This window comes from Streptomyces rimosus subsp. rimosus, assembly GCF_000720725.1.
Taxonomy (GTDB): domain Bacteria; phylum Actinomycetota; class Actinomycetes; order Streptomycetales; family Streptomycetaceae; genus Streptomyces; species Streptomyces rimosus_A.
Map to the genome: position 1 here is coordinate 1 of NZ_JOCQ01000105.1, position 21282 is coordinate 21282.

The window sequence follows — 21282 nt, forward strand, 5'->3', positions numbered from 1 at the left end:
GCCGGTGAGGGGCCGCGGCCGGCGCTGCCGCCCGCGCCCACGCCGCCGACGGCGCCGCAGCCGGCCGAGGAGCCCCCGCAGACGCCCGCGGAGGAGCCCTGGATCGGCAACGGCCAGGATCTGGTGTCGCCCGGCTTCGACGGCGGCTTCCACGGCGAGAAGGTGCTGATCGTCGACGACGACATCCGCAACGTCTTCGCGCTCACCAGCGTGCTGGAGCAGAACGGGCTGTCCGTGCTGTACGCGGAGAACGGCCGGGAGGGCATCGAGGTCCTGGAGCAGCACGACGACGTGGTTCTGGTCCTGATGGACATCATGATGCCGGAGATGGACGGCTACGCGACCACGGCCGCGATCCGGCGCATGCCGCAGTTCGCCGGGCTGCCGATCATCGCGCTGACCGCGAAGGCGATGAAGGGCGACCGGGAGAAGAGCATCGAGTCCGGCGCCTCCGACTATGTGACCAAGCCGGTGGACACCGACCACCTGCTGACGGTGATGGAGCAATGGATGCGCACGCGGTGACACGTTCGTCAAATGAGGCTCGTAAGGTTCCCCGCATGTTGACTCAGTGTGGCCGGCCACGTGTGGGAGAGCGGTATTCGGGGAACCTTCTGGTCTCTCACTGCGTTTGTGCTACGTGCACAGTGACATCGCGGTGACAGGGTGTGGCGACAGGCGGGGTGCGGCTACGATGACCGGCACAAGGACGGGCGGCATGACAGAGCCGTCCCCTGGGGCGGCGTCCGGTTCATTGCCGGGGCGAGGAGGACGGGCCATGGTGCAGAAGGCCAAGATCCTCCTGGTCGATGACCGGCCGGAGAATCTGCTGGCGCTGGAGGCGATCCTCTCCGCGCTCGATCAGACACTGGTGCGGGCATCGTCCGGGGAGGAAGCGCTCAAGGCACTGCTCACCGACGATTTCGCGGTGATTCTGCTCGATGTGCAGATGCCGGGGATGGACGGGTTCGAGACGGCCGCGCACATCAAGCGGCGCGAGCGGACCCGCGACATCCCGATCATCTTCCTCACCGCCATCAACCACGGCCCGCACCACACCTTCCGTGGTTACGCCGCGGGCGCGGTCGACTACATCTCCAAGCCGTTCGACCCGTGGGTGCTGCGCGCCAAGGTCTCGGTCTTCGTCGAGCTGTACATGAAGAACTGTCAACTGCGGGAGCAGGCGACGCTGCTGCGGCTCCAGCTGGAGAGCGGCCGGGCGGCCGCGGACGAGTCGGCCAAGGAGCCGGCGGGGCTGCTCGCCGAACTCTCCGCCCGGCTCGCGGCCGTGGAGGAGCAGGCCGAGGCGCTGTCCAAGCAGCTCGACGAGTCGGCGGACGCGGCGGCCATCGCGACCGCGGCGCATCTGGAGCGCAAGCTGACCGGACTGCGGCGGGCGCTGGACGCCCTGGAGCCCGGCACGGGCAACGGAGCCGCCTGAGCGCCGCCGTAGGGCGGCGCTGACGGCCCGCGGGGCCGCGGCCGGGGTGGCGGCCTGACGCGCCATCACCAGCCCTGCGTACGGCCCGCTTCGCCGTTCACCGGCGCGAAGTGCCCGGACCGGTGCGCGACACGAATGGGTGAAGGCCCGAGCGCTCGTGTCACTGTGGCCGTCGCCTGTAATCTCGTCACCATGGCCTCACGTACGTCCGGCAAGGGTTCCCAGAGCACGGCGGGCCCCTCGAAGCAGCGCGCCGGACAGCCCGGAGGCGCTGCCAAGAAGGCCGCCGCGAAGAAAGCACCGGCCAGGAAGGCGCCTGCCCCGGCCAAGAGGGCGCCCGCCAAGAAGGCCGCTCCGGCCAAGCGCGCGCCGGCGAAGAAGGCCGCCGCCAAGAAGGCGCCGCCCAGGCCGGCCCCGTCGCCCACCGGCGGCGTCTACCGCCTGGCGCGGGCCTGCTGGCTCGGCCTGGCGCACGCCGTCGGCGCGATGTTCCGCGGCGTCGGGCGCGGCGCGAAGAACCTCGACCCCGCGCACCGCAAGGACGGGCTGTCGCTGCTGCTCCTCGGCCTCGCGCTGGTCATCGCGGCCGGCACCTGGTCCAACCTCAGCGGCCCGGTCGGCGACCTCGTCCAGCTGCTGATCACCGGTGCCTTCGGCCGCCTCGACCTGGTCGTACCCATCCTGCTCGGCGGCATCGCGCTGCGCCTGATCCGGCACCCGGAGCAGCCGGAGGCCAACGGACGCATCGTGATCGGACTGTCCGCGCTGGTCCTCGGCATCCTCGGGCAGGTCGCCATGGCCTGCGGATCGCCCGGCCGGGGCGACGGCATAGCGGCCATACAGGACGCCGGCGGCTATGTCGGCTGGGTCGCGTCCAAGCCGCTGATCTTCACCGTCGGCCAGACCCTGGCGGTGGCGCTGCTGGTGCTGCTCACCGTCTTCGGCCTGCTGGTCGTCACCGCCACACCGGTCAACGCCATCCCGCAGCGGCTGCGCCAGCTCGGCGCCCGGCTGGGCCTGGTCGAGGTGTACGAGCCCGAGCCGGTGGCCGGGGAACCGTACGCCGAGGACTGGCGCGAGCAGCCGCGGCGAAGCGCCCGGCGCGCGGCCCTCGACCCGGACCCCGCCGACGACCCGGACGCCGTGGAGGCGGCGGCACTGGCCAAGCGCCGCCGCCGTACGCCCCTGCAGCCCGCCGACCGGCCCATGGACGCGGTGGACGTGGCCGCCGCGGCCGCCGCCTCGCTCGACGGCGCGGTCCTGCACGGCGTCCAGCCCTCGCCCCTGGTCGCCGGCCTCAGCAGCGGCATCTCCGGCGAGCGCGGCGACGACACGCAGGACACGTCCGGGCGGCAGCCCGACAGCGGCTCGGTGCCGCCCGCCCGCGGTGCCGGTCAGGGCGGCGCGGACCGGCCCTCGGGCCCGGTGCCGGACTTCACGAAGTCGGCGCCGGAACCGTCCGGCGAGCTGCCCTCGCGGGCCGAGCAGCTGCTGCTGTCCAACGACATCACCTACTCCCTGCCGTCGCTCGACCTGCTCACCCGTGGCGGCCCGGGCAAGACCCGCAGCGCCGCCAACGACGCCGTCGTGGAGTCGCTGACCACCGTCTTCCAGGAGTTCAAGGTCGACGCGGCGGTCACCGGCTTCACCCGCGGCCCGACGGTCACCCGCTACGAGATCGAGCTGGGCCCCGCGGTCAAGGTCGAGAAGATCACCGCGCTGGCCAAGAACATCGCGTACGCCGTCGCCAGCCCCGACGTACGGATCATCAGCCCGATCCCGGGCAAGTCCGCGGTCGGCATCGAGATCCCCAACAGCGACCGGGAGATGGTCAACCTCGGCGACGTGCTGCGCTCGGCCGAGTCGGCGGGCGAGGAGCACCCGCTGCTGGTCGGCCTCGGCAAGGACGTCGAGGGCGGGTACGTGTCCGCCAACCTGGCGCGGATGCCGCACATCCTGGTCGCGGGCGCCACCGGCTCCGGCAAGTCGTCCTGCATCAACTGCCTGATCACCTCGGTGATGGCGCGCGCCACCCCCGACGAGGTGCGGATGGTGCTGGTGGACCCCAAGCGCGTCGAGCTGACCGCGTACGAGGGCATCCCGCACCTGATCACCCCGATCATCACCAACCCCAAGAAGGCCGCCGAGGCCCTGCAGTGGGTGGTGCGCGAGATGGACCTGCGCTACGACGACCTGGCGGCGTTCGGCTACCGCCACATCGACGACTTCAACGCCGCCGTGCGCAGCGGCAAGCTCAAGCCGCCGGAGGGCAGCGAGCGCGAGCTGTCGCCGTATCCGTACCTGCTCGTGATCGTGGACGAGCTGGCGGACCTGATGATGGTCGCGCCGCGGGACGTGGAGGACTCCATCGTCCGCATCACCCAGCTCGCCCGCGCCGCCGGCATCCACCTGGTGCTCGCCACCCAGCGCCCGTCGGTGGACGTGGTCACCGGCCTGATCAAGGCCAATGTGCCGTCCCGGCTGGCATTCGCGACCTCCTCGCTCGCCGACAGCCGGGTCATCCTCGACCAGCCCGGCGCGGAGAAGCTCATCGGCAAGGGCGACAGCCTGTTCCTGCCGATGGGCGCGACCAAGCCGGTGCGCATGCAGGGCGCGTTCGTCCAGGAGGACGAGGTCCAGCAGGTCGTCCAGCACTGCAAGGACCAGATGGCACCGGTCTTCCGGGACGACGTGACGGTCGGCACGGCCAAGAAGAAGGAGATCGACGAGGACATCGGCGACGACCTGGACCTGCTGTGCCAGGCAGCGGAGCTGGTGGTCTCCACCCAGTTCGGGTCCACGTCCATGCTCCAGCGCAAGCTGCGCGTCGGCTTCGCCAAGGCCGGGCGGCTGATGGACCTGATGGAGTCGCGCAACATCGTCGGGCCGAGCGAGGGGTCGAAGGCGCGCGACGTCCTGGTGAAGCCTGACGAACTGGAAGGCGTACTGGCCGTGATCCGGGGGGAGACGCCTTCGTAAGGGCCGTCGGCCGGGCGGCTTCCGGGGCCCGCCCGCCGGGCGGCGCTCCCGGGCACCGCCCGCCGGCGGGTGACGACGGCGGAAGTCCGGGGGCCGCGCTTCCGGATCACTCGTACGAGGGATTCGGTTCACGCGTCGGAGATCGTAAGCAACCGTTTCTCCCGTCGATACGTCAAGTTGAGGGAGGTGGTGGGAGGATGCTGCACCATCGGGACCCGGACCGGGCGTCCGGCGGCCTCACGTGGCCTTCTGATGGCGTACAAAGTCCGCTCTTCCGCTTGCCCGACCCTTTCGGTACCCCCCTAGACTGAACCTCCAGCAGGTGGCTCACGCTCGAAAGGCGCCCCCGTGTCCATCGGCAACTCCCCCGAAGACGACCGGCCCTCCATCGGCCGCGCCCTCCAGCAGGCCCGTATCGACGCAGGACTGACCGTCGAAGAGGTCAGCGCCACGACACGGGTGCGCGTGCCCCTCGTCAACGGCATCGAACAGGACGACTTCTCGCGCTGCGGCGGCGACGTCTACGCACGGGGACACATCCGCACGCTCGCCCGCGCCGTCGGCCTCGACCCGGAACCGCTGATCGCCCGGTTCGACGGGGACCGCGGCGGCCGGCCCGAGCCGACGCCCGCCGCGCCGCTCTTCGAGGCGGAGCGCATCCGGCCCGAGCGGGGCCGCCCGAACTGGACCGCGGCGATGGTCGCGGCCATCGTCGCGGTCGTCGGTTTCGTGGGCTTCACCCTCTTCAGCGGCGGCGGCAAGGGCAGCGCGGTCGCCGAGGGCGACAACACCGCGGCGCCGGTGCAGCCGACGAAGCCCGCCGCCGGCAAGTCCGGCAAGAAGCCCAAGCCGAGCACCGTGCCCGGCCCGGGCGCTTCCGAGAGCGCCGTCGCGGGCGTGCCGAAGGACCGGGTCACCGTCAAGATCACCGCTAAGGACGGGCAGAGCTGGATCTCCGCCAAGGACGCCAATGGCCGCCTGCTGGAGGACGGCCTGCTCAAGAAGGGTGAGTCCAAGACCTTCACCGACAAGAAGCGCGTCGATCTGGTCGTCGGCAACGCCGGGGTCGTGCAGCTGTTCGTCAACGGCAAGGAGATCGAGAAGGTCGGCGACAAGGGAGCGGTCGAGCGGCTGAGCTACTCGGCGGGCCCGCAGGCGGGCTGACCAGGCCTGCTGCGGGGCCGGGCGGCCCGGTCCGGGGCGCCGGACGGAGCGGGGCAACCCTGGCAGCGATAGGGGCTGCCGGGACAAAGTAGGCTGACTCCATGCCCGAACGCCGTACCGTCGCCCTTGTCACTCTTGGCTGCGCCCGTAACGAGGTGGACTCGGAGGAGCTCGCAGGCCGCCTGGCAGCGGACGGCTGGGACCTCGTCGAGGACGCCGCCGATGCCGATGTCGCCGTAGTCAACACCTGCGGATTCGTCGAGGCCGCCAAGAAGGACTCCGTCGATGCCCTGCTGGAGGCCAACGATCTGAAGGACCACGGCCGCACCCAGGCCGTGGTGGCCGTCGGCTGCATGGCCGAGCGGTACGGCAAGGAGCTGGCCGAGGCCCTGCCGGAAGCCGACGGCGTGCTCGGCTTTGACGACTACACCGACATCTCCGACCGGCTGCAGACGATCCTCAGCGGCGGCAGCGTCGAGGCCCACGCACCGCGCGACCGCCGCAAGCTGCTGCCGATCAGCCCGGCCGAGCGGCAGGACGCCGCCGGTGTGGCGCTGCCCGGCCACGGCGACACCGCCCCGGCCCCGGCCCCCGCCGACCTGCCGGAGGGCGTGGCGCCCGCCTCGGGCCCCCGCGCGCCGCTCCGGCGCCGCCTGGGCACCAGCCCGGTGGCCTCCGTGAAGCTGGCCTCCGGCTGCGACCGCCGCTGCTCCTTCTGCGCCATCCCGTCCTTCCGCGGCTCCTTCATCTCGCGCCGCCCCTCCGACGTGCTCGGCGAGACGCGCTGGCTGGCGGAGCAGGGCGTGAAGGAGATCATGCTGGTCTCCGAGAACAACACCTCCTACGGCAAGGACCTGGGCGACATCCGCCTGCTGGAGACGCTGCTGCCGGAGCTGGCGGCCGTCGACGGCCTGGAGCGGATCCGGGTCAGCTACCTCCAGCCCGCCGAGATGCGTCCCGGCCTGATCGACGTGCTGACGCAGACGGAGAAGGTCGCCCCGTACTTCGACCTGTCCTTCCAGCACTCGGCCCCGGGCGTGCTGCGCGCCATGCGGCGCTTCGGCGACACCGACCGCTTCCTGGACCTGCTGGAGCAGATCCGTACGAAGGCCCCGCAGGCCGGCGCCCGCTCGAACTTCATCGTCGGCTTCCCCGGCGAGACCGAGGAGGACGTGGCCGAGCTGGAGCGCTTCCTGACCGGGGCGCGACTGGACGCGATCGGTGTGTTCGGTTACTCGGACGAGGACGGCACCGAGGCGGCCACGTACGAGAAGAAGGTGGACCCGGACGAGGTCGCCGAGCGCCTCGCGCACATCTCGCGGCTGGCCGAGGAGCTGACCGCGCAGCGCGCCGAGGAGCGGCTCGGGGAGACCCTGACGGTCCTGGTGGACAGCGTCGACGAGGAGGACGGGGTCGTGGGGCGGGCCGCGCACCAGGCGCCCGAGACCGACGGCGTGACCCTGCTGCGGACCTCACTCGACCTTGCGCCGGGTCGTATGGTCGAAGCAAAGGCCGTGGCGAGTGAAGGCGTCGACCTGGTGGCCGAGGTGCTGTCGGTGGACGGCGCGCCGTGTACTGAGGAGGCGGGCAGATGACCGGAGTCCCGGCTTCCGCGGCCGGTGGGCACCACCGCCCGGCGCCGGCCGTCCGGACGGCCGGGCTGTGGAACATCGCCAACGTCCTGACGATGGTGCGGCTGCTGCTCGTACCGGCCTTCGTGATGCTGCTGATGCACGGCGACGGCTACGACCCGGCCTGGCGCTCGTTCGCCTGGGCCGCCTTCGCCATCGCCATGATCACCGACCTGTTCGACGGCCATCTGGCGCGCCAGTACGACCTCGTCACGGACTTCGGGAAGATCGCCGACCCGATCGCGGACAAAGCGATCATGGGAGCGGCGCTGATCTGCCTGTCCGTGCTGGACGACCTCCCGTGGTGGGTGACCGGCGTCATCCTCTTCCGCGAGCTGGGCATCACGCTGATGCGGTTCTGGGTGATCAGACACGGCGTCATCCCCGCCAGCCGCGGCGGCAAGCTCAAGACGCTCGCGCAGGGCACCGCCGTGGGGATGTACGTCCTCATGCTGAACGGGCCGCTGGCGACGTTCCGATGGTGGGTGATGGCGGTGGCCGTGGTGCTGACCGTCGTGACCGGCCTGGACTACGTACGGCAGGCGGTCGTCCTGCGGCGGGCCGGGCTGGCCGAGGCGCGTGCGGTGCAGGCGCAGGAGCGGGCCAGGACGGCCGCGGAGGCGCAGACGGTACGCGACGGGGAGCCGTCCGGGAGCACCGCCGAGGTGCGCGGCGGCGAGCCCGCCGGGAGTGCGGCGCGGACCGAGCGGCGGTCCGCGTCGGAGGCCCGGGACGACGGGGACTCCGTACGGTGAGGCCGGCGGCTTCCCGTACGGTGGTGCCCGGCGCGGGCCCGAGGCCGGTGACGGCATCACTGACGGGCCAAGGGGCGACCTCCCGAAGTGGCTGTGGAAATGCCCGCTGATCCCGCGCAGGAGGCGGCCTCCGGGGACTTCCCGGGCGCCGACGCCGAGGTGGCGGCCGTGGCCGCGCGGGCACTCGACGTGCTCGCGGCACGCGGGGAGAACCTGGCGGTGGCCGAATCGCTGACGGGCGGCCTGGTAGCCGGGGCGCTCACCGGGGTACCCGGAGCCTCGCGGGTCTTCCGGGGTTCGGTGACCGCGTACGCGACGGCGCTCAAGCGGGACGTCCTGGGCGTGGACGGTGCGCTGCTGGACACCCGCGGAGCCGTGGACGCGGAGGTTGCCCGCCAGATGGCCCGTGGGGTAAGGCGTGTGCTGGGCGCGCACTGGGGTATCGCCACTACAGGGGTCGCAGGCCCCGACCCCCAGGACGGACAGCCCGTGGGCACGGTCTTCGTCGCGGCGGCCGGACCGGGCGACGCGGGCGGCGTACGGCGGCTCACGCTGGACGGCGGCCGGGAGCGGATCCGCCGGGACACCGTGGCGGCGGCACTGGCGCTGCTGGTGAGCGAACTGACAGAGAATGCGGCGGCACAGGATACGGAACAACGGGGGGAATTTTGATGTTTACAGCCCTGAGTGAACACGAACTCGCGCCCCGCACGGCCGAGGCCCGAGGCGGTACGGTGGGGCGAGAAGGATCCGGATCCGAGGTCCGAGGAGGGAGCCAGCGATGATTCTGCTTCGTCGCCTGCTGGGTGACGTGCTGCGCCGACAGCGTCAGCGCCAGGGCCGCACCCTGCGCGAGGTCTCCTCCTCCGCCCGGGTGTCGCTCGGCTACTTGTCCGAGGTCGAGCGGGGACAGAAGGAAGCCTCTTCCGAACTGCTCTCGGCGATCTGTGACGCGCTGGATGTGCGCATGTCCGAGCTGATGCGCGAGGTCAGCGACGAGCTGGCGCTCGCCGAGCTGGCCCGCTCCGCGGCCGCGAGCGAGCCGGTCCCCGCACCGGTCCGCCCCAAGCTGAACTCGGTGTCCGTGGCCTCGCTGACCGGCGTCCCCGAGGACCGCGTGACGATCAAGGCCCCCGCGGAGGCGGTCGACGTCGTCGCGGCCTGAGCCCGCCACGTCCGTACGGCCGCCGCGCGTCACCCGGCCGAGGTGGCTCGCCGTACTTCCTCCTCAGGCGCCGACCGAGCGCCCCACACGACTTCCCTGAGCCCCGTCCGGCACCCGCCGGACGGGGCTCAGGGCTTTTCCGGGCCTTTCGGACCCGTAGGCGGGACTTCCGTCCCCTCTTGCAGGTGACCAGGCATTACCGCGGCGCGACGGGGTACCCGATCCGTACAGACAGGATGAATTTGGTGAATGATGGGCGAAGCGGGGCAATCGCCCGAAAAGGAGTAATGGATGTCTGTCGTCAAGAGCACGCTGTCCGACGACGACCGCAGGGTGGTCGGGGACGCACTGCAGGGAGCCCTCGTCGACCTGGTGGATCTCTCGCTCGTGGCGAAGCAGGTCCACTGGAACATCATCGGCCCGCGTTTCCGTTCCGTGCATCTCCAGCTCGACGATGTCGTGGACACGGCGCGTGCGTACGCCGACACGGTGGCCGAGCGTGCCTCGGCGATCGGTGTGTCGCCGGACGGCCGGGCCGAGACGGTCGCGAAGACCAGCGGCATCGACACGGTGCAGGACAACTGGATCAAGGACGCCGAGGTCGTCCGGGTCGTGACCGACGCGCTCGGCGCGGTGATCGCCCGGATGCGCGAGCGTATCCGCGTGACCGATGAGCCCGACCCGGTCTCCCAGGACATTCTCATCGGCCTGACCGCCGACCTGGAGAAGCATCACTGGATGTTCCAGGCGGAGTCCGCCTGAGCGGTCGCGCCGTACGGCTGAATCAGCGCCCCCTGATGGCATCAGGGGGCGCTCGGCCGTTCAAGGGGGCGGCCGACGGGCCCGGGCCCGGACCTGATGTCCCGTGGCGGTGACGGTGAGGCCGTGGTCGGCGATACGGGGCTCGCCCGCGCGGACCCATTGCCGGTGGGCCGCCGCCACCTCATCCCAGAGACGGCGCGGCCCGTGCTGCCGTACCAGGAAGTCGGCGGTCTGCCGGCCGTCGTAGTCCACGGAAGCCCACGAGGTGGCGGCGTCGTCGGCCAGCCACAGGCGGGTGTGCGCCTGATCCGTCGCGGTGTCCCAGGAATGCCACACATCGGGCACCCGAAGACCGACGGCGAACTGCGCGTCGAGATCATCGCCCGCCACGGCCCATGGGGAGAGCGCGGTCCCGGACCGGTCGGGCCGCTGTCCGTCACGCAGGAGGTCGCGGTCGAGATCGCTCTCCGCCCGCTGGCCGCGCATCACCATGTACGAGCCGTAGCCCGCGAACCGCCCGTCGGCGGTGCCGTCCGGGCGGCGGGTGAGGACGAGCGTGCCGTACGTGATCCAGCTGGTGCTCCACGGCACGACGAGGCGGCCGCCGGGCGGCGTCTGCGCGAGCCAGGCCGCGGGGACGGCGCGTACGGAGCAGGTGGCGATGATCCGGTCGTACGGGGCGGCAGCGGCGTGCCCAAGGGCTCCGTCGCCCGTGACGACGGTGGGGTGGTGCCCCGCGGCCTTCAGGACGGCGCGGGCCGTGCCGGCGAGCGCGGGATCGACCTCGACGCTCACCACGCGACCGTCCCCGAGCCGGTGGGCGAGCAGCGCGGCGTGGTACCCGGTCCCGGTCCCGATCTCCAGCACCCGCTGTCCGTCCGCGATCCCGGCCTCCTCCAGCATGCGCAGTACCGTGCCGGGCGCGGAGGCCGCCGAGGTGGGCTCCTGGAACCCGTCGGCGTCCTCCCTGATCCGGGTCACGAGCGGTACGTCGCTGAACGCGGCCTCGCACCAGCGCTCCGCTTCCACGGCGCGGTCGCAGGGCACGTAGCCCCCGTTGCCGTCCCGGAGCCAGACCCGGTCCGGCAGGAACCGGTCGCGGGGTACGGCGCGTACGGCATCGGCCCAGAGAGGCGCGACGGGGCGGCCGAGGGTGTCGGCCACTTGGGAGAGGAGCGTTTCGGGGGAAGGGGTGGGGGACGTGGGAGTCACTCGCCGTCCGGCTCGGGCCGGGGTGCGGGCGGCGGGATCGGCCGCCCCGGCTGCTGGCCGTCGTCCCCGATCGGGCTCCTGTGTTTCATGTCCATGGCTCGCCCCTGTTGGTCGCGGTGTGCGTTCCGGACGCTAGTGGGGCATGCGGCTCCGGTGCGAGGGCGTACGTCCCGCGCACCGGAGCGGGTGATCGTTCCGGGAGCGGCTGATGTGCGCCGCCGCAAAGCCGTGCGGAGTGTTCGCTGCCGGGTACCCGGGTGGCCGGGCCGCCGTCCTGCGACCGGGCCGCCGTGCTGCGCCCCGTGCGGTGAGCGCGCCGGATTGGCGTGTCTGTGGTTCGGGAAGGCGGGGGGCGGACGATCATGTTGGGGAAACGAACGCCGCATCGGCTACGTATGGAGGAGTGCACGCTATGTCGAAACCCCCGCTGCCGCACGACGCGGTCGCGATGCTGGAGAAGGCCAACCCGTCGGTCATCACGACCCTGCGGCCGGACGGGCAGCCCGTCTCCACGGCGACCTGGTACCTCTGGGACGACGGCCGCGTGCTGGTCAACATGGACGAGGGCCGTAAGCGCCTGGAGCACCTGCGCAACGACCCCCGGGTGACGCTCACCGTCCTCGACGAGGACAGCTGGTACACCCACATCAGCATCATCGGCCGCGTGGCCGAGTTCCGCGACGACGAGGACCTGTCCGACATCGACCGGCTGGCCCACCACTACCTCGGCAAGCCCTACCCGCAGCGCGACCGCGGGCGGGTCAGCGCCTGGATCGAGATCGACCGCTGGCACGGCTGGGGCAGCCACAAGGACAGCAGCCAGGCCGGCTGATCGGTGGCGTACGGGCCTTCCGGCGCGTGGGCGTCCTCTTCCCGGAATGCCGGGGAGAGGACGTTCGTTGTCCGCACGGCCACACATTCACGCGTGACCGCATCCGTTGCGAACGCCGCTGTTCAAGCCGCGAGTTCGTACGCCTCCAGCCGTTTGATCATACGGCGCACCACCAGCAGCGGAATGACCCCGAAGACGCCGAATGACATGTCGATCAGCTGCCAGTAGAAGGGAATTCCACGGATCGGGCCGCAGACGAGGGCCAGCGGAATGATTCCCGCGCACGCGATGATGCCGAAGTCGATGACCCAGATATTGCGCACCGGGTCCCGGAACGGGCCGTAGAACGCCACCGCGATGACGAGATGCGCGAACGCCAGCCAGTCCGTTCCGTACAGCATGAACGGGTACTTGGCGTCGGTGGCCTCCAGCCCCTCCCTGGCCCTGCCGACCCATTCCGCCAGTCCCGGCCACAGATCGGCGACCGGTGACGCGCCGGACCGCAGTAGTTCATCGGCCCACCGGATTTCGGTGACGAGCGGAAAAGCCGTCAGTCCGCTCAGCACGAGACCGACGATGAAAACAACCAACCAGATACGAATGCGGCGCCGAAGCGCTTCACGCCCCTCCATGATCGGGAGCGTACGCCTGTCCGCGAAACGCCTCGGCGCCGGGGGAATGGTGCGCGGCGCGTGGCAGACGCGGAGGGCCCCGCGTCGGAGAGTCACAGCGGAGCCCCGGTGTCGATCAGCGCGCGGGCGCCCTGGCTGAGGAGTTCCGTCGCGGCATGCGCGCCGAGCGCGGCCGGATCGTGCGGCGCCTCGCTGCGCAGGTGCACCTGCGCGAACGCGGTGCCGTCCGGGGAGAAGACCCTGCCGCGCAAGGAGAGCCGCCCGCCGGGCTCGGTGACGCAGTACCCCGCGATGGGGCTGTTGCAGTGCCCGCGCAGCCCCTGGAGCATGACCCGCTCGGCGGTCGCCTCCGTGAGCGTGCGCTCGTGGTTGAGCTGTTCCAGCAGCGCGGCGAGGGCGGTGTCGTGGCGGCGGCACTCCAGGGACAGGACGCCGGCGCCGACGGCCGGCAGCAGCTCGTCCACCTCGAAGACCTGCCGTGCCCGGTGCGTCAGGCCCAGCCGGGCCAGCCCGGCACTGGCCAGGACCAGCGCGTCCAGCTCGACGCGCGCGTCCGGCCCGCCGTCCATGAGCTCCAGGCGGGTGCCGACGGCGCCGCGCACGGGCACGATCCGCAGGTCCGGGCGGATACGCAGGAGCTGGGCCCGGCGGCGTACGGAAGCGGTGCCGACCTGGGCGCCGGGCGGCAGGTCGTCGAGGTGGCGCACGTCCGAGTGCTCGGGGACGACCAGTGCGTCCCGGACGTCGGCGCGCTCCAGATGCGCGGCGACGACCAGCCCCGCGCGGAGCGGCACGTCGCCGGGGAGGTCCTTGAGGCAGTGCAGCGCGAGGTCGATGTCACCGTTCTGCAGCCGTGCGTCCAGGGCCTTGACGAACAGGCCCTTGCCGCCGGTGCCGGACAGCTCGCCGTGCCGGCGGCCGGTCTCGCTCCGGACCGGGACGGTCGCGATGCGCAGCCGCGGGTCGAGCGCGTGCAGCAGCCGGGTGACGTGGGCGGTCTGGGCGAGGGCCATGGGGCTGGTACGGGTGCCGATGCGCAGCTCGCGGGCGGGGGGATCGGCGCTCACGGAGATCTCCGTTCGGTGCGTCTCGGGCGGTGGCCGCCGACGGGCGGTGATCACTCAGTGCAGCGTAGGAGACGCGGGGCGACGGGCCGGGGAGATGCGGGGGCGAGCTGGTGTGCGAGGGGGCGACGGCGTGTGGCCCGTGCCTGGTGCGGGTGTGTGGGCGGTGCCGGAGCGGTGCGCGGGCGGCACGCCGCGGAGTGGCCGGGCCCGGGGCGGTCGCGCGGGCACGGGGCCGTCATGCGGGCCGTCCGGATGCGGGGCCGTCTGGATGCGGGGCGGGCGGTGCCGGGCGAAAATACCGGGAAGACCGGGACCGGTGGGGACGGGGCCGGACGTACGGCTCCGTCGGTCCGTTCGCGCCGGTTGTGCCCCGGTGCGCCCTCCCACTGGACGGCTGCGCCCGTCTAGCGTCGACCGGAGGAGGCAGCCATGGTTGGGCACGACTTCTTCGCCCGGTTCGGCATATGTCCGGTCCGGCTGGTGGCCGGGGCCGCGGCCGGGGGGCTGTGGTGGTGGGCCGTATTGAGGCTGGCGCTGTGGCCGGGCACGGCGGGAATCGTCGAAGGGACGGTGGCCGCGGGGGGCTGGGGGCTGAGCCTGTTGCCGGTGCACTGCGTGCCATGGGCGGAGTCGCACAGCGGCGGTGGCAAGGGGGGCCGGGGCGGCTGGGGGGCCGGGCGCGTTGGGGGGCGGCTGCGGGAGTCAGTTGCCGCGGCTCGGCGGCGATGGCGTAGGTGAGGTTCGGGCGCGGTGCCGGAGCAGGGCGGTGGAGCAGGGGGCGAGGTGGCGGTCACCCGGTTGGCTCAGGAAATGACGGCGTGTCCGCGTCCTCCGGCTGGCACACGGGGCACCAGTAGGTGACGCGTTCCTGGGTGGCCGGGCCTTGCTCGCCCGTACGGATCGCAGTGCCGCAGCGGAAGCACGGGCGGCCCCCGCGGCCGTACACCCACTGGCGGCGGTCCGGGCGGGCACTCGGTGTCGTGACGCGGGCGAGACGGTCCTTGTTGGCCTCCAGGAGCTTCTTCGCGAGGGTGGTCGCGCGCTCCGGAGCGGGCAGCCGGCCGATGGGCAGCCAGGGGGACGCCCGCAGCAGGAAGCACAGCTCGCACTTGAAGACGTTGCCGATGCCGGCCAGGTTCCGCTGGTCGAGCAGCGCCTCGCCGAGGGGACGGGCAGGGTCGGCGAGCAGGCGCCGCAGCGCCTCGTCCGCGTCCCAGTCGGGGCCCAGCAGGTCCGGGCCCAAATGGCCCACGGCGTCGCCTTCGTCGGTGGTGCGCAGGAGTTCCAGTACGGGCAGGCGGTAGCCGACGGCGGTGCGGTCGGCCGTGGCGAGGACCGCGCGGATCTGGTGGCCGGGCCCGCCGCGCCAGCGCTCGGCCGGGGCGTAGATCTTCCAGGCGCCGTCCATGCGCAGGTGTGAGTGGAGGGTCAGGCCGCCCTCGACGCGGGTGAGGAGGTGCTTGCCGCGGGGGACCACCTCCAGGACCGTACGGCCGGACAGATCGGTGGTGGCGAGCTTCGGCACGCGCAGGTCGGAGCGGGTCAGCTGCCGGCCGGCCAGCGCTTCGTGCAGGCGGCGGGCGGTACGCCAAACGGTGTCGCCTTCGGGCATGGGGCCATTGTGCCGGGGGCGGGCCGGGGCCCGCCGGTCGGCCGCACCTCAAGGGCTCAAGGACGCAGGCGGAACCCCCTCGGTGTGGGGTGGAACCCGGCGGCCTCCAGAGCGGGGGCGAGCGGGGCGGTGAGGGCCGCGGCACCGTTGACGCGCTCCACGGTGATCGTGCCGAGGGCGCCCGCCCGCGCGGCGTCGCCGAGGGCTTCGATGGCGAGCCGGAGGCGCGTACCGGCGGGGGAGCCGGCGTCGGGCGCGCCCGCTTCGCCGGACTGGGCCCAGGCCAGCAGGGTCTTGCCGCCGCGCTCCATGTAGAGCGTCAGTTCGCCGTCGACGAGGACGACGAGGGAGCCCGCCTTGCGGCCCGGCTTGTGTGTCGAGCCGTCCGGAGGCTCGGGCCAGGACAGGGCGGCTCCGTACGCGTTCGCCGGGTCGGCGGCGGCCAGCACCAGCGCCCGTTGCGGCCCGGTCGTACGGCGGCTGTCCGGGGCCTCCTGGGCGAACTCGTCGGCGGTGCGCTCCCGGCTGGTGTTGACCGCGCGCAGCCGGTCGACCGCGCCGTCCATGGCGAACTGCGCGGCGCCCAGCCCCTCGACCACATAGCCGCGCCGGGCCTGGCCGGTCTCCTCGAAGGCGGCCAGGACGCGGTACGCGGCGGAGAAGCCGCCCTCCACGCCCTCGGCGGCGACGGCGCCGCGGGTGACGACGCCGTGCCGGTCCAGGAGCGTGCGCGCCAGGGCGTGGGCGCGGTGGGTGGGCTCCGGTTCGGGGGCGGGCAGCAGGGCCCAGCGGCCGGCGACGGTCGGCGGCCCGGAGCGGGAGGCGGTGGGGCGGCCGGTGCGGCCGGTGGCCGCGGTCAGGGTGCCGTACCGGCCGCGGGGGACCGCGCGCTTGGCCCGGTGGGCGGTGGAACCGGACGTACGGCCCGAGCCGAGGAGGGCGCGCAGCGGGGCGAGGGTGTCGTTGGTGAGGCGGCCGGACCAGGCCAGGTCCCACAGGGCGTCGGCGAGTTGGGGGTCCGTGCACTCGGGGTGGGTGGTGGCGCGGACCTGGTCGGCGAGCTGGCGGAAGAAGAGGCCGTAGCCGGGGGCGAGGGCCTGGAGGACGGACTCGTGGAGGGGGGACAGCTCCAGCGTGTGCGGTGGCGGCAGGAGCAGCGGGGCGGTGTCGGCGAGGTAGAGGGAGATCCAGCCGTCCTTGCCGGGGAGCGCGCCCGCGCCGGCCCACAGCACCTCGCCGGTGGAGGTCAGCTCGTCGAGGAGCGCCGGGGCGTAGTCGCCGACGCGGGAGGGCAGCACCAGCTTTTCGAGGGCGGAGGCGGGCACGGACGCCCCCTGCAACTGTTCGATGGCGCGGACCAGGCCGTCGATGCCGCGCAGGCCGTACGAGCCGCCGCGCCGCGCGCCCGACCCGTGGGACGCCTTGGTGGCCAGGGGGCCCACCTGCTGCCACTGCGGCAGGAAGGAGGCGAGGGCGGCGGGCGGTACGGGCTCCAGCTCGTGCCGGAGGGCGGCCAGGGAGCGGCGGCGCAGGCGGCGCAGGACTTGGGCGTCGCACCATTCCTGGCCGATGCCCGAGGGATGAAACTCGCCTTGTACGACACGCCCCGCCGCGGCCAGCCTCTGCAGGGCGCCGTCCGTGACCGCCGTGCCGAGGCCGAAACGGGCGGCAGCCTGGTCGGAGGTGAACGGGCCGTGCGTACGGGCGTAACGGGACAGCAGGTCGCCGAGGGGGTCCTTGACGGGCTCGGTGAAGGACTCGGGGACGCCGACGGGCAGAGCCGTGCCGAGGGCGTCGCGCAGCCGGCCCGCGTCCTCGATCGCCGCCCAGTGGTCCTGGCCGGCGATGCGGACCGTGATGGCCCGGCGGGCCGATGCCAGCTCCCGTACCCAGGTGGGATCGGCGCCGCGCTCGGACAACTCGGCGTCGGTGAGCGGGCCGAGCATGCGCAGCAGGTCGGCGACGCCCTCGGCGTCCTTGACCCGGCGGTCCTCGGTCAGCCACTGCAGCTCGCTCTCCAACTCGGCCAGGACGTCGGCGTCGAGCAGTTCGCGCAACTCGGCCTGGCCGAGCAGTTCGGCCAGCAGCCGGGAGTCCAGGGACAGGGCGGCGGCCCGGCGCTCGGCGAGGGGGGAGTCGCCCTCGTACAGGAACTGGGCCACATAACCGAACAGCAGGGAGCGGGCGAAGGGGGACGGCTCGGGGGTGGTGACCTCGACGAGGCGGACCCGGCGGGCCTCGATGTCGCCCATCAGCTCCGCCAGGCCCGGTACGTCGAACACGTCCTGGAGACATTCGCGGACGGCTTCCAGCACGATCGGGAACGACCCGAACTCGCCCGCCACCTGGAGGAGCTGGGAAGCGCGCTGGCGCTGCTGCCACAGGGGCGTGCGCTTGCCGGGGTTGCGGCGGGGCAGCAGCAGGGCGCGGGTCGCGCACTCGCGGAACCGGGCGGCGAACAGGGCCGAGCCGCCCACCTGGTCCGTGACGACCTGGTCGACCTCGCCCTTGTCGAAGACCACGTCGGCGGCGCCCACGGGGGACTGTTCGGGGTCGTACTCCATGCCGCGGGCCGCCGGGTCGAAGTCGCCGGTGTCGCTGTCGAGCAGGTCCAGGCCCATCAGGTCGGCGTCCGGCAGGCGCAGCACGATGCCGTCGTCGGCGTGCATGACCTGCGCGTCCATGCCGTAGCGTTCGGCGAGGCGGGCGCCGAGGGCCAGCGCCCAGGGGGCGTGCACCTGCGCGCCGAACGGGGAGTGCACCACCACCCGCCAGTCGCCCAGCTCGTCGCGGAAGCGCTCGACCACGATCGTGCGGTCGTCCGGCACATGGCCGCAGCTCTGCTTCTGCTCGGCGAGGTACGCGAGGACGTTGCCCGTCGCCCAGTCGTCGAGACCGGCGGCGGACAGCCGCTCGCGGGCGGACTCCGGGTCGAGCGAGCCGATCTCGCGGAGGAACGCGCCCAGCGCGCGGCCCAGTTCGAGAGGGCGGCCGAGCTGGTCGCCCTTCCAGAAGGGCAGCCGGCCGGGCACTCCGGGGGCGGGGGAGACCAGCACCCGGTCGCGGGTGATGTCCTCGATGCGCCAGGACGTCGTACCGAGGGTGAAGACGTCGCCGACGCGGGATTCGTAGACCATCTCCTCGTCCAGCTCCCCGACCCGCCCCCCGCCCTTCTTGGGGTCGGCACCGGCGAGGAAGACACCGAAGAGGCCGCGGTCGGGGATCGTGCCGCCGGAGGTGACGGCCAGCCGCTGGGCGCCGGGGCGGCCGGTGACCGTCTGGGCCACGCGGTCCCAGACGACGCGGGGGCGCAGCTCGGCGAAGGCGTCGGAGGGGTAGCGGCCCGCGAGCATGTCCAGGACGCCGTTGAACGCCGACTCGGGCAGGGACGCGAAGGAGGCGGAGCGGCGGACCAGGGACAGCAGCTCCGTCACGTCCCAGGTGTCCATCGACGCCATCGCGACCAGCTGCTGGGCCAGGACATCCAGGGGGTTGGCCGGGACGCGCAGCGACTCGATGGAGCCCGCCCGCATCCGCTCCGTGACGACCGCGGCCTGCACGAGGTCGCCGCGGTACTTGGGGAAGACCACGCCCCGGGACACCGCGCCGACCTGGTGGCCCGCGCGGCCGACCCGCTGGAGGCCGGAGGCGACCGACGGCGGGGACTCGACCTGCACGACCAGGTCGACCGCGCCCATGTCGATGCCCAGTTCCAGGCTGGACGTGGCGACCACGGCCGGCAGCCGGCCCGCCTTCAGGTCCTCCTCCACCTGGGCGCGCTGTTCCTTGGACACCGAGCCGTGGTGGGCGCGGGCCAGCAGCGCGGGCGCCCCCTTGGCGGCGCCGGACTCGGCCATCAGCTCGGCGGGGGAGTGGTCCTCGGGCAGCGCCTCGCCGGTGGCGCGTTCGTACGCGATCTCGTTCAGCCGGTTGCACAGGCGCTCGGCGAGGCGGCGGGAGTTGGCGAAGACGATCGTCGAGCGGTGGGCCTGCACCAGGTCGGCGATCTTCTCCTCGACATGCGGCCAGATCGACGGCTTCTCGCCGGTGTCGCCCTCCTGGACGGGCGAGCCGCCCAGTTCGCCCAGGTCCTCGACGGGGACCACGACCGACAGGTCGAACTCCTTGCCGGACGGCGGCTGGACGATCTCCACCCGGCGCTGCGGCGACAGATACCGGGCGACCTCCTCCACCGGGCGCACCGTCGCCGACAGGCCGATCCGGCGGGCCGGGCGCTCCAGCAGGTGGTCCAGCCGCTCCAGGGAGAGCGCGAGGTGGGCGCCGCGCTTGGTGCCGGCGACGGCGTGCACCTCGTCCACGATCACCGTCTCGACGCCTTCGAGGGCCTCCCGGGCCGAGGAGGTCAGCATGAGGAACAGCGATTCGGGGGTGGTGATGAGGATGTCCGGCGGACGGGTGGCGATCGCGCGACGCTCGGCGGCCGGGGTGTCGCCGGAGCGGATGCCCACCCGGATGTCGGGCTCGGGCAGCCCCTGGCGGACGGATTCCTGGCGGATGCCGGTGAGCGGGCTGCGCAGGTTGCGCTCGACGTCTACCGCGAGGGCCTTCAGGGGGGAGACGTACAGCACGCGGCAGCGCTTCTTCGGCTCGGCGGGCGGCGGGACGCTGGCGAGCCGGTCGAGCGAGGCGAGGAAGGCGGCCAGGGTCTTGCCGGAGCCGGTCGGCGCGACCACGAGCACGTCCGACCCCGCGCCGATGGCCCGCCAGGCGCCCTCCTGCGCGGCGGTGGGCGCGCGGAACGCCCCCGTGAACCAGTCCCGGGTCGCGGGGGAGAACGAGTCGAGCGCTGTCCTGTCCATGCGACCCATCGTGCAACGGACCACTGACAATCGACGGTGACCCGCCGCTCACCTGCGGTGATATCGGCGGACAGCACCGTCCACGACCCGGACACCCGGGCGGCCGCGGGCCGCACCGGAGCACAATGGCGCCATGATGGGCAGCGGGGCGGGGGACGCGGACGGCCCGGAGGCCGCCGCGACGGGCGCAGGAGCCCAAATCGCCAGGCCCCCGGCCGCGGCCCCCGCCGCCCGCAGGAACGGCGAGTGGGCCCGGCACTGGCAGTACGCCGAGCTGCCCGGCCTCGACCTGCTGCGCGCCCGCTACGTACGGCACGCCTTCCCCCGCCACTCCCACGAGGGCTACGTCCTGGGCGCCGTCACCGGAGGTGTCGAGCGGGTCGGGCTGCCGGACGGCGCCGTGGAGGCCGGGGACGGCGGCATCATCATGATCAACCCCGAGGTGCCGCACACCGCGCAGGCCGGCGCGCCCGAGGGCTGGGCGTACTCCACGCTCTACCCTTCCCCGCAGCTCGTCGCCGGCATAGCCGCCGAGACGACCGGCCTGACCGGCACCGCCGGGTTCACCGAGACGTTCGCGGCCGACCCGGAGGCCGTACGCCTCGTCAACGGCGTGCACCGCGCGGCCGAGCAGGGCAACGCGCTGGCCGCCGACAGCCTGCTGCGCGTCGTGATCGCCCGCCTGCTGCGGCGCCACGGCGGCCCGCTGCCGGTCCGTACACCGGCCGCCGCCGGAGCGCGCACCGCCGAGCGCGCCAAGGCGCTCCTGGAAACCCGGCTCACATCGCCCCCGACCCTGGAGCAGCTGGCACAGGAACTGGGCACCAGCCCGTTCGCCCTGCTGCGCGCCTTCAAGAGCGTGTACGGAATGCCGCCGCACGCCTGGCTCACCGACGCCCGCGTACGCCGCGCGCGCCTGCTCCTGGAGGCCGGTACCGCGCCCGCCGAGGCCGCCGTCGCCGTCGGCTTCACCGACCAGCCGCATCTGAACCGGCACTTCACCCGCATCGTGGGCGTACCCCCGGGCGCATACCGGCGCGAGCGGGCGGGCGGCGCAAGAACGTACAAGACCGCCGGGGAAGGGCCTTCTTAAAGTCCGGAAAGTGGCACAGCGAACGAAACAGCCGGGAACTACACGGCCAGAACAGACAGCACCCGATCAACAGACGTCACCTGACCAACAGACAGCCCCCGATCAACAGACGGCCCC

At 72.9% G+C, this 21282-nt stretch carries 16 protein-coding genes; 11 read left to right on the forward strand and 5 right to left on the reverse strand.

Annotated features, from left to right (window positions below):
* The 9 genes from IH45_RS0135085 to IH45_RS0135125 all read left to right on the forward strand — a co-directional run.
* Positions 1 to 525, forward strand: a 525-nt coding sequence (locus tag IH45_RS0135085) for a response regulator (RefSeq protein WP_234440791.1), incomplete at its 5' end; no start/stop codon positions are given.
* A gap of 253 nt (positions 526 to 778) precedes the next feature.
* The gene (locus IH45_RS0135090; protein ID WP_003983571.1) at positions 779 to 1441 is read left to right on the forward strand and encodes a response regulator; all 663 of its coding nucleotides are present in this window, start codon (positions 779 to 781) and stop codon (positions 1439 to 1441) included.
* Between the two features lie 192 nt (positions 1442 to 1633).
* Positions 1634 to 4420 (forward strand): DNA translocase FtsK, encoded by a 2787-nt coding sequence (locus IH45_RS0135095; RefSeq protein ID WP_030678241.1) that lies wholly within the window; start codon positions 1634 to 1636, stop codon positions 4418 to 4420.
* 348 nt (positions 4421 to 4768) lie between these two features.
* A complete protein-coding gene (locus tag IH45_RS0135100) occupies positions 4769 to 5584 on the forward strand; it encodes a helix-turn-helix domain-containing protein (RefSeq protein ID WP_030678244.1) in 816 nt (271 codons plus the stop codon).
* A gap of 101 nt (positions 5585 to 5685) precedes the next feature.
* Positions 5686 to 7179, forward strand: a complete 1494-nt coding sequence (gene rimO / locus IH45_RS0135105) for a 30S ribosomal protein S12 methylthiotransferase RimO (protein ID WP_030678246.1) — start codon at positions 5686 to 5688, stop codon at positions 7177 to 7179.
* Positions 7176 to 7970, forward strand: coding sequence for a CDP-diacylglycerol--glycerol-3-phosphate 3-phosphatidyltransferase (gene pgsA, locus IH45_RS0135110; RefSeq protein ID WP_030678249.1), 795 nt, complete (start codon positions 7176 to 7178; stop codon positions 7968 to 7970). Before rimO ends, pgsA begins: the two co-directional genes overlap by 4 nt.
* A 99-nt stretch (positions 7971 to 8069) precedes the next feature.
* Complete coding sequence (locus tag IH45_RS0135115; protein WP_234440792.1) at positions 8070 to 8642, forward strand: CinA family protein; 573 nt, start codon at positions 8070 to 8072, stop codon at positions 8640 to 8642.
* A 109-nt stretch (positions 8643 to 8751) separates the two neighbouring features.
* Positions 8752 to 9135, forward strand: a complete 384-nt coding sequence (locus IH45_RS0135120; protein ID WP_030678255.1) for a helix-turn-helix domain-containing protein — start codon at positions 8752 to 8754, stop codon at positions 9133 to 9135.
* A gap of 291 nt (positions 9136 to 9426) precedes the next feature.
* Entirely contained in the window at positions 9427 to 9897 is a 471-nt protein-coding gene (locus IH45_RS0135125; protein WP_030678258.1) for a Dps family protein, read from the forward strand.
* A gap of 60 nt (positions 9898 to 9957) precedes the next feature.
* Here IH45_RS0135125 and IH45_RS0135130 read toward each other — a convergent pair whose 3' ends face one another.
* On the reverse strand, positions 9958 to 11061 hold the full coding sequence (locus IH45_RS0135130; protein ID WP_030678262.1) for a methyltransferase domain-containing protein: 1104 nt from the start codon (positions 11059 to 11061) through the stop codon (positions 9958 to 9960).
* Between the two features lie 460 nt (positions 11062 to 11521).
* Between IH45_RS0135130 and IH45_RS0135135 the strand changes: the two genes are divergently transcribed.
* Positions 11522 to 11941, forward strand: coding sequence for a PPOX class F420-dependent oxidoreductase (locus IH45_RS0135135; RefSeq protein WP_030678265.1), 420 nt, complete (start codon positions 11522 to 11524; stop codon positions 11939 to 11941).
* A 122-nt stretch (positions 11942 to 12063) separates the two neighbouring features.
* Here IH45_RS0135135 and IH45_RS0135140 read toward each other — a convergent pair whose 3' ends face one another.
* From IH45_RS0135140 to IH45_RS0135160, 4 genes are all read right to left on the reverse strand, one after another.
* Entirely contained in the window at positions 12064 to 12573 is a 510-nt protein-coding gene (locus IH45_RS0135140) for a hypothetical protein (RefSeq protein WP_078897929.1), read from the reverse strand.
* A gap of 92 nt (positions 12574 to 12665) precedes the next feature.
* Complete coding sequence (gene hemC, locus IH45_RS0135145) at positions 12666 to 13640, reverse strand: hydroxymethylbilane synthase (protein ID WP_030678270.1); 975 nt, start codon at positions 13638 to 13640, stop codon at positions 12666 to 12668.
* 790 nt (positions 13641 to 14430) lie between these two features.
* Complete coding sequence (locus tag IH45_RS0135155; protein ID WP_030678274.1) at positions 14431 to 15252, reverse strand: Fpg/Nei family DNA glycosylase; 822 nt, start codon at positions 15250 to 15252, stop codon at positions 14431 to 14433.
* A 56-nt stretch (positions 15253 to 15308) separates the two neighbouring features.
* On the reverse strand, positions 15309 to 20072 hold the full coding sequence (locus tag IH45_RS0135160; RefSeq protein WP_030678275.1) for an ATP-dependent helicase: 4764 nt from the start codon (positions 20070 to 20072) through the stop codon (positions 15309 to 15311).
* 133 nt (positions 20073 to 20205) lie between these two features.
* Between IH45_RS0135160 and IH45_RS0135165 the strand changes: the two genes are divergently transcribed.
* The gene (locus IH45_RS0135165) at positions 20206 to 21165 is read left to right on the forward strand and encodes an AraC family transcriptional regulator (RefSeq protein ID WP_030678276.1); all 960 of its coding nucleotides are present in this window, start codon (positions 20206 to 20208) and stop codon (positions 21163 to 21165) included.
* Positions 21166 to 21282 lie beyond the last annotated feature (117 nt).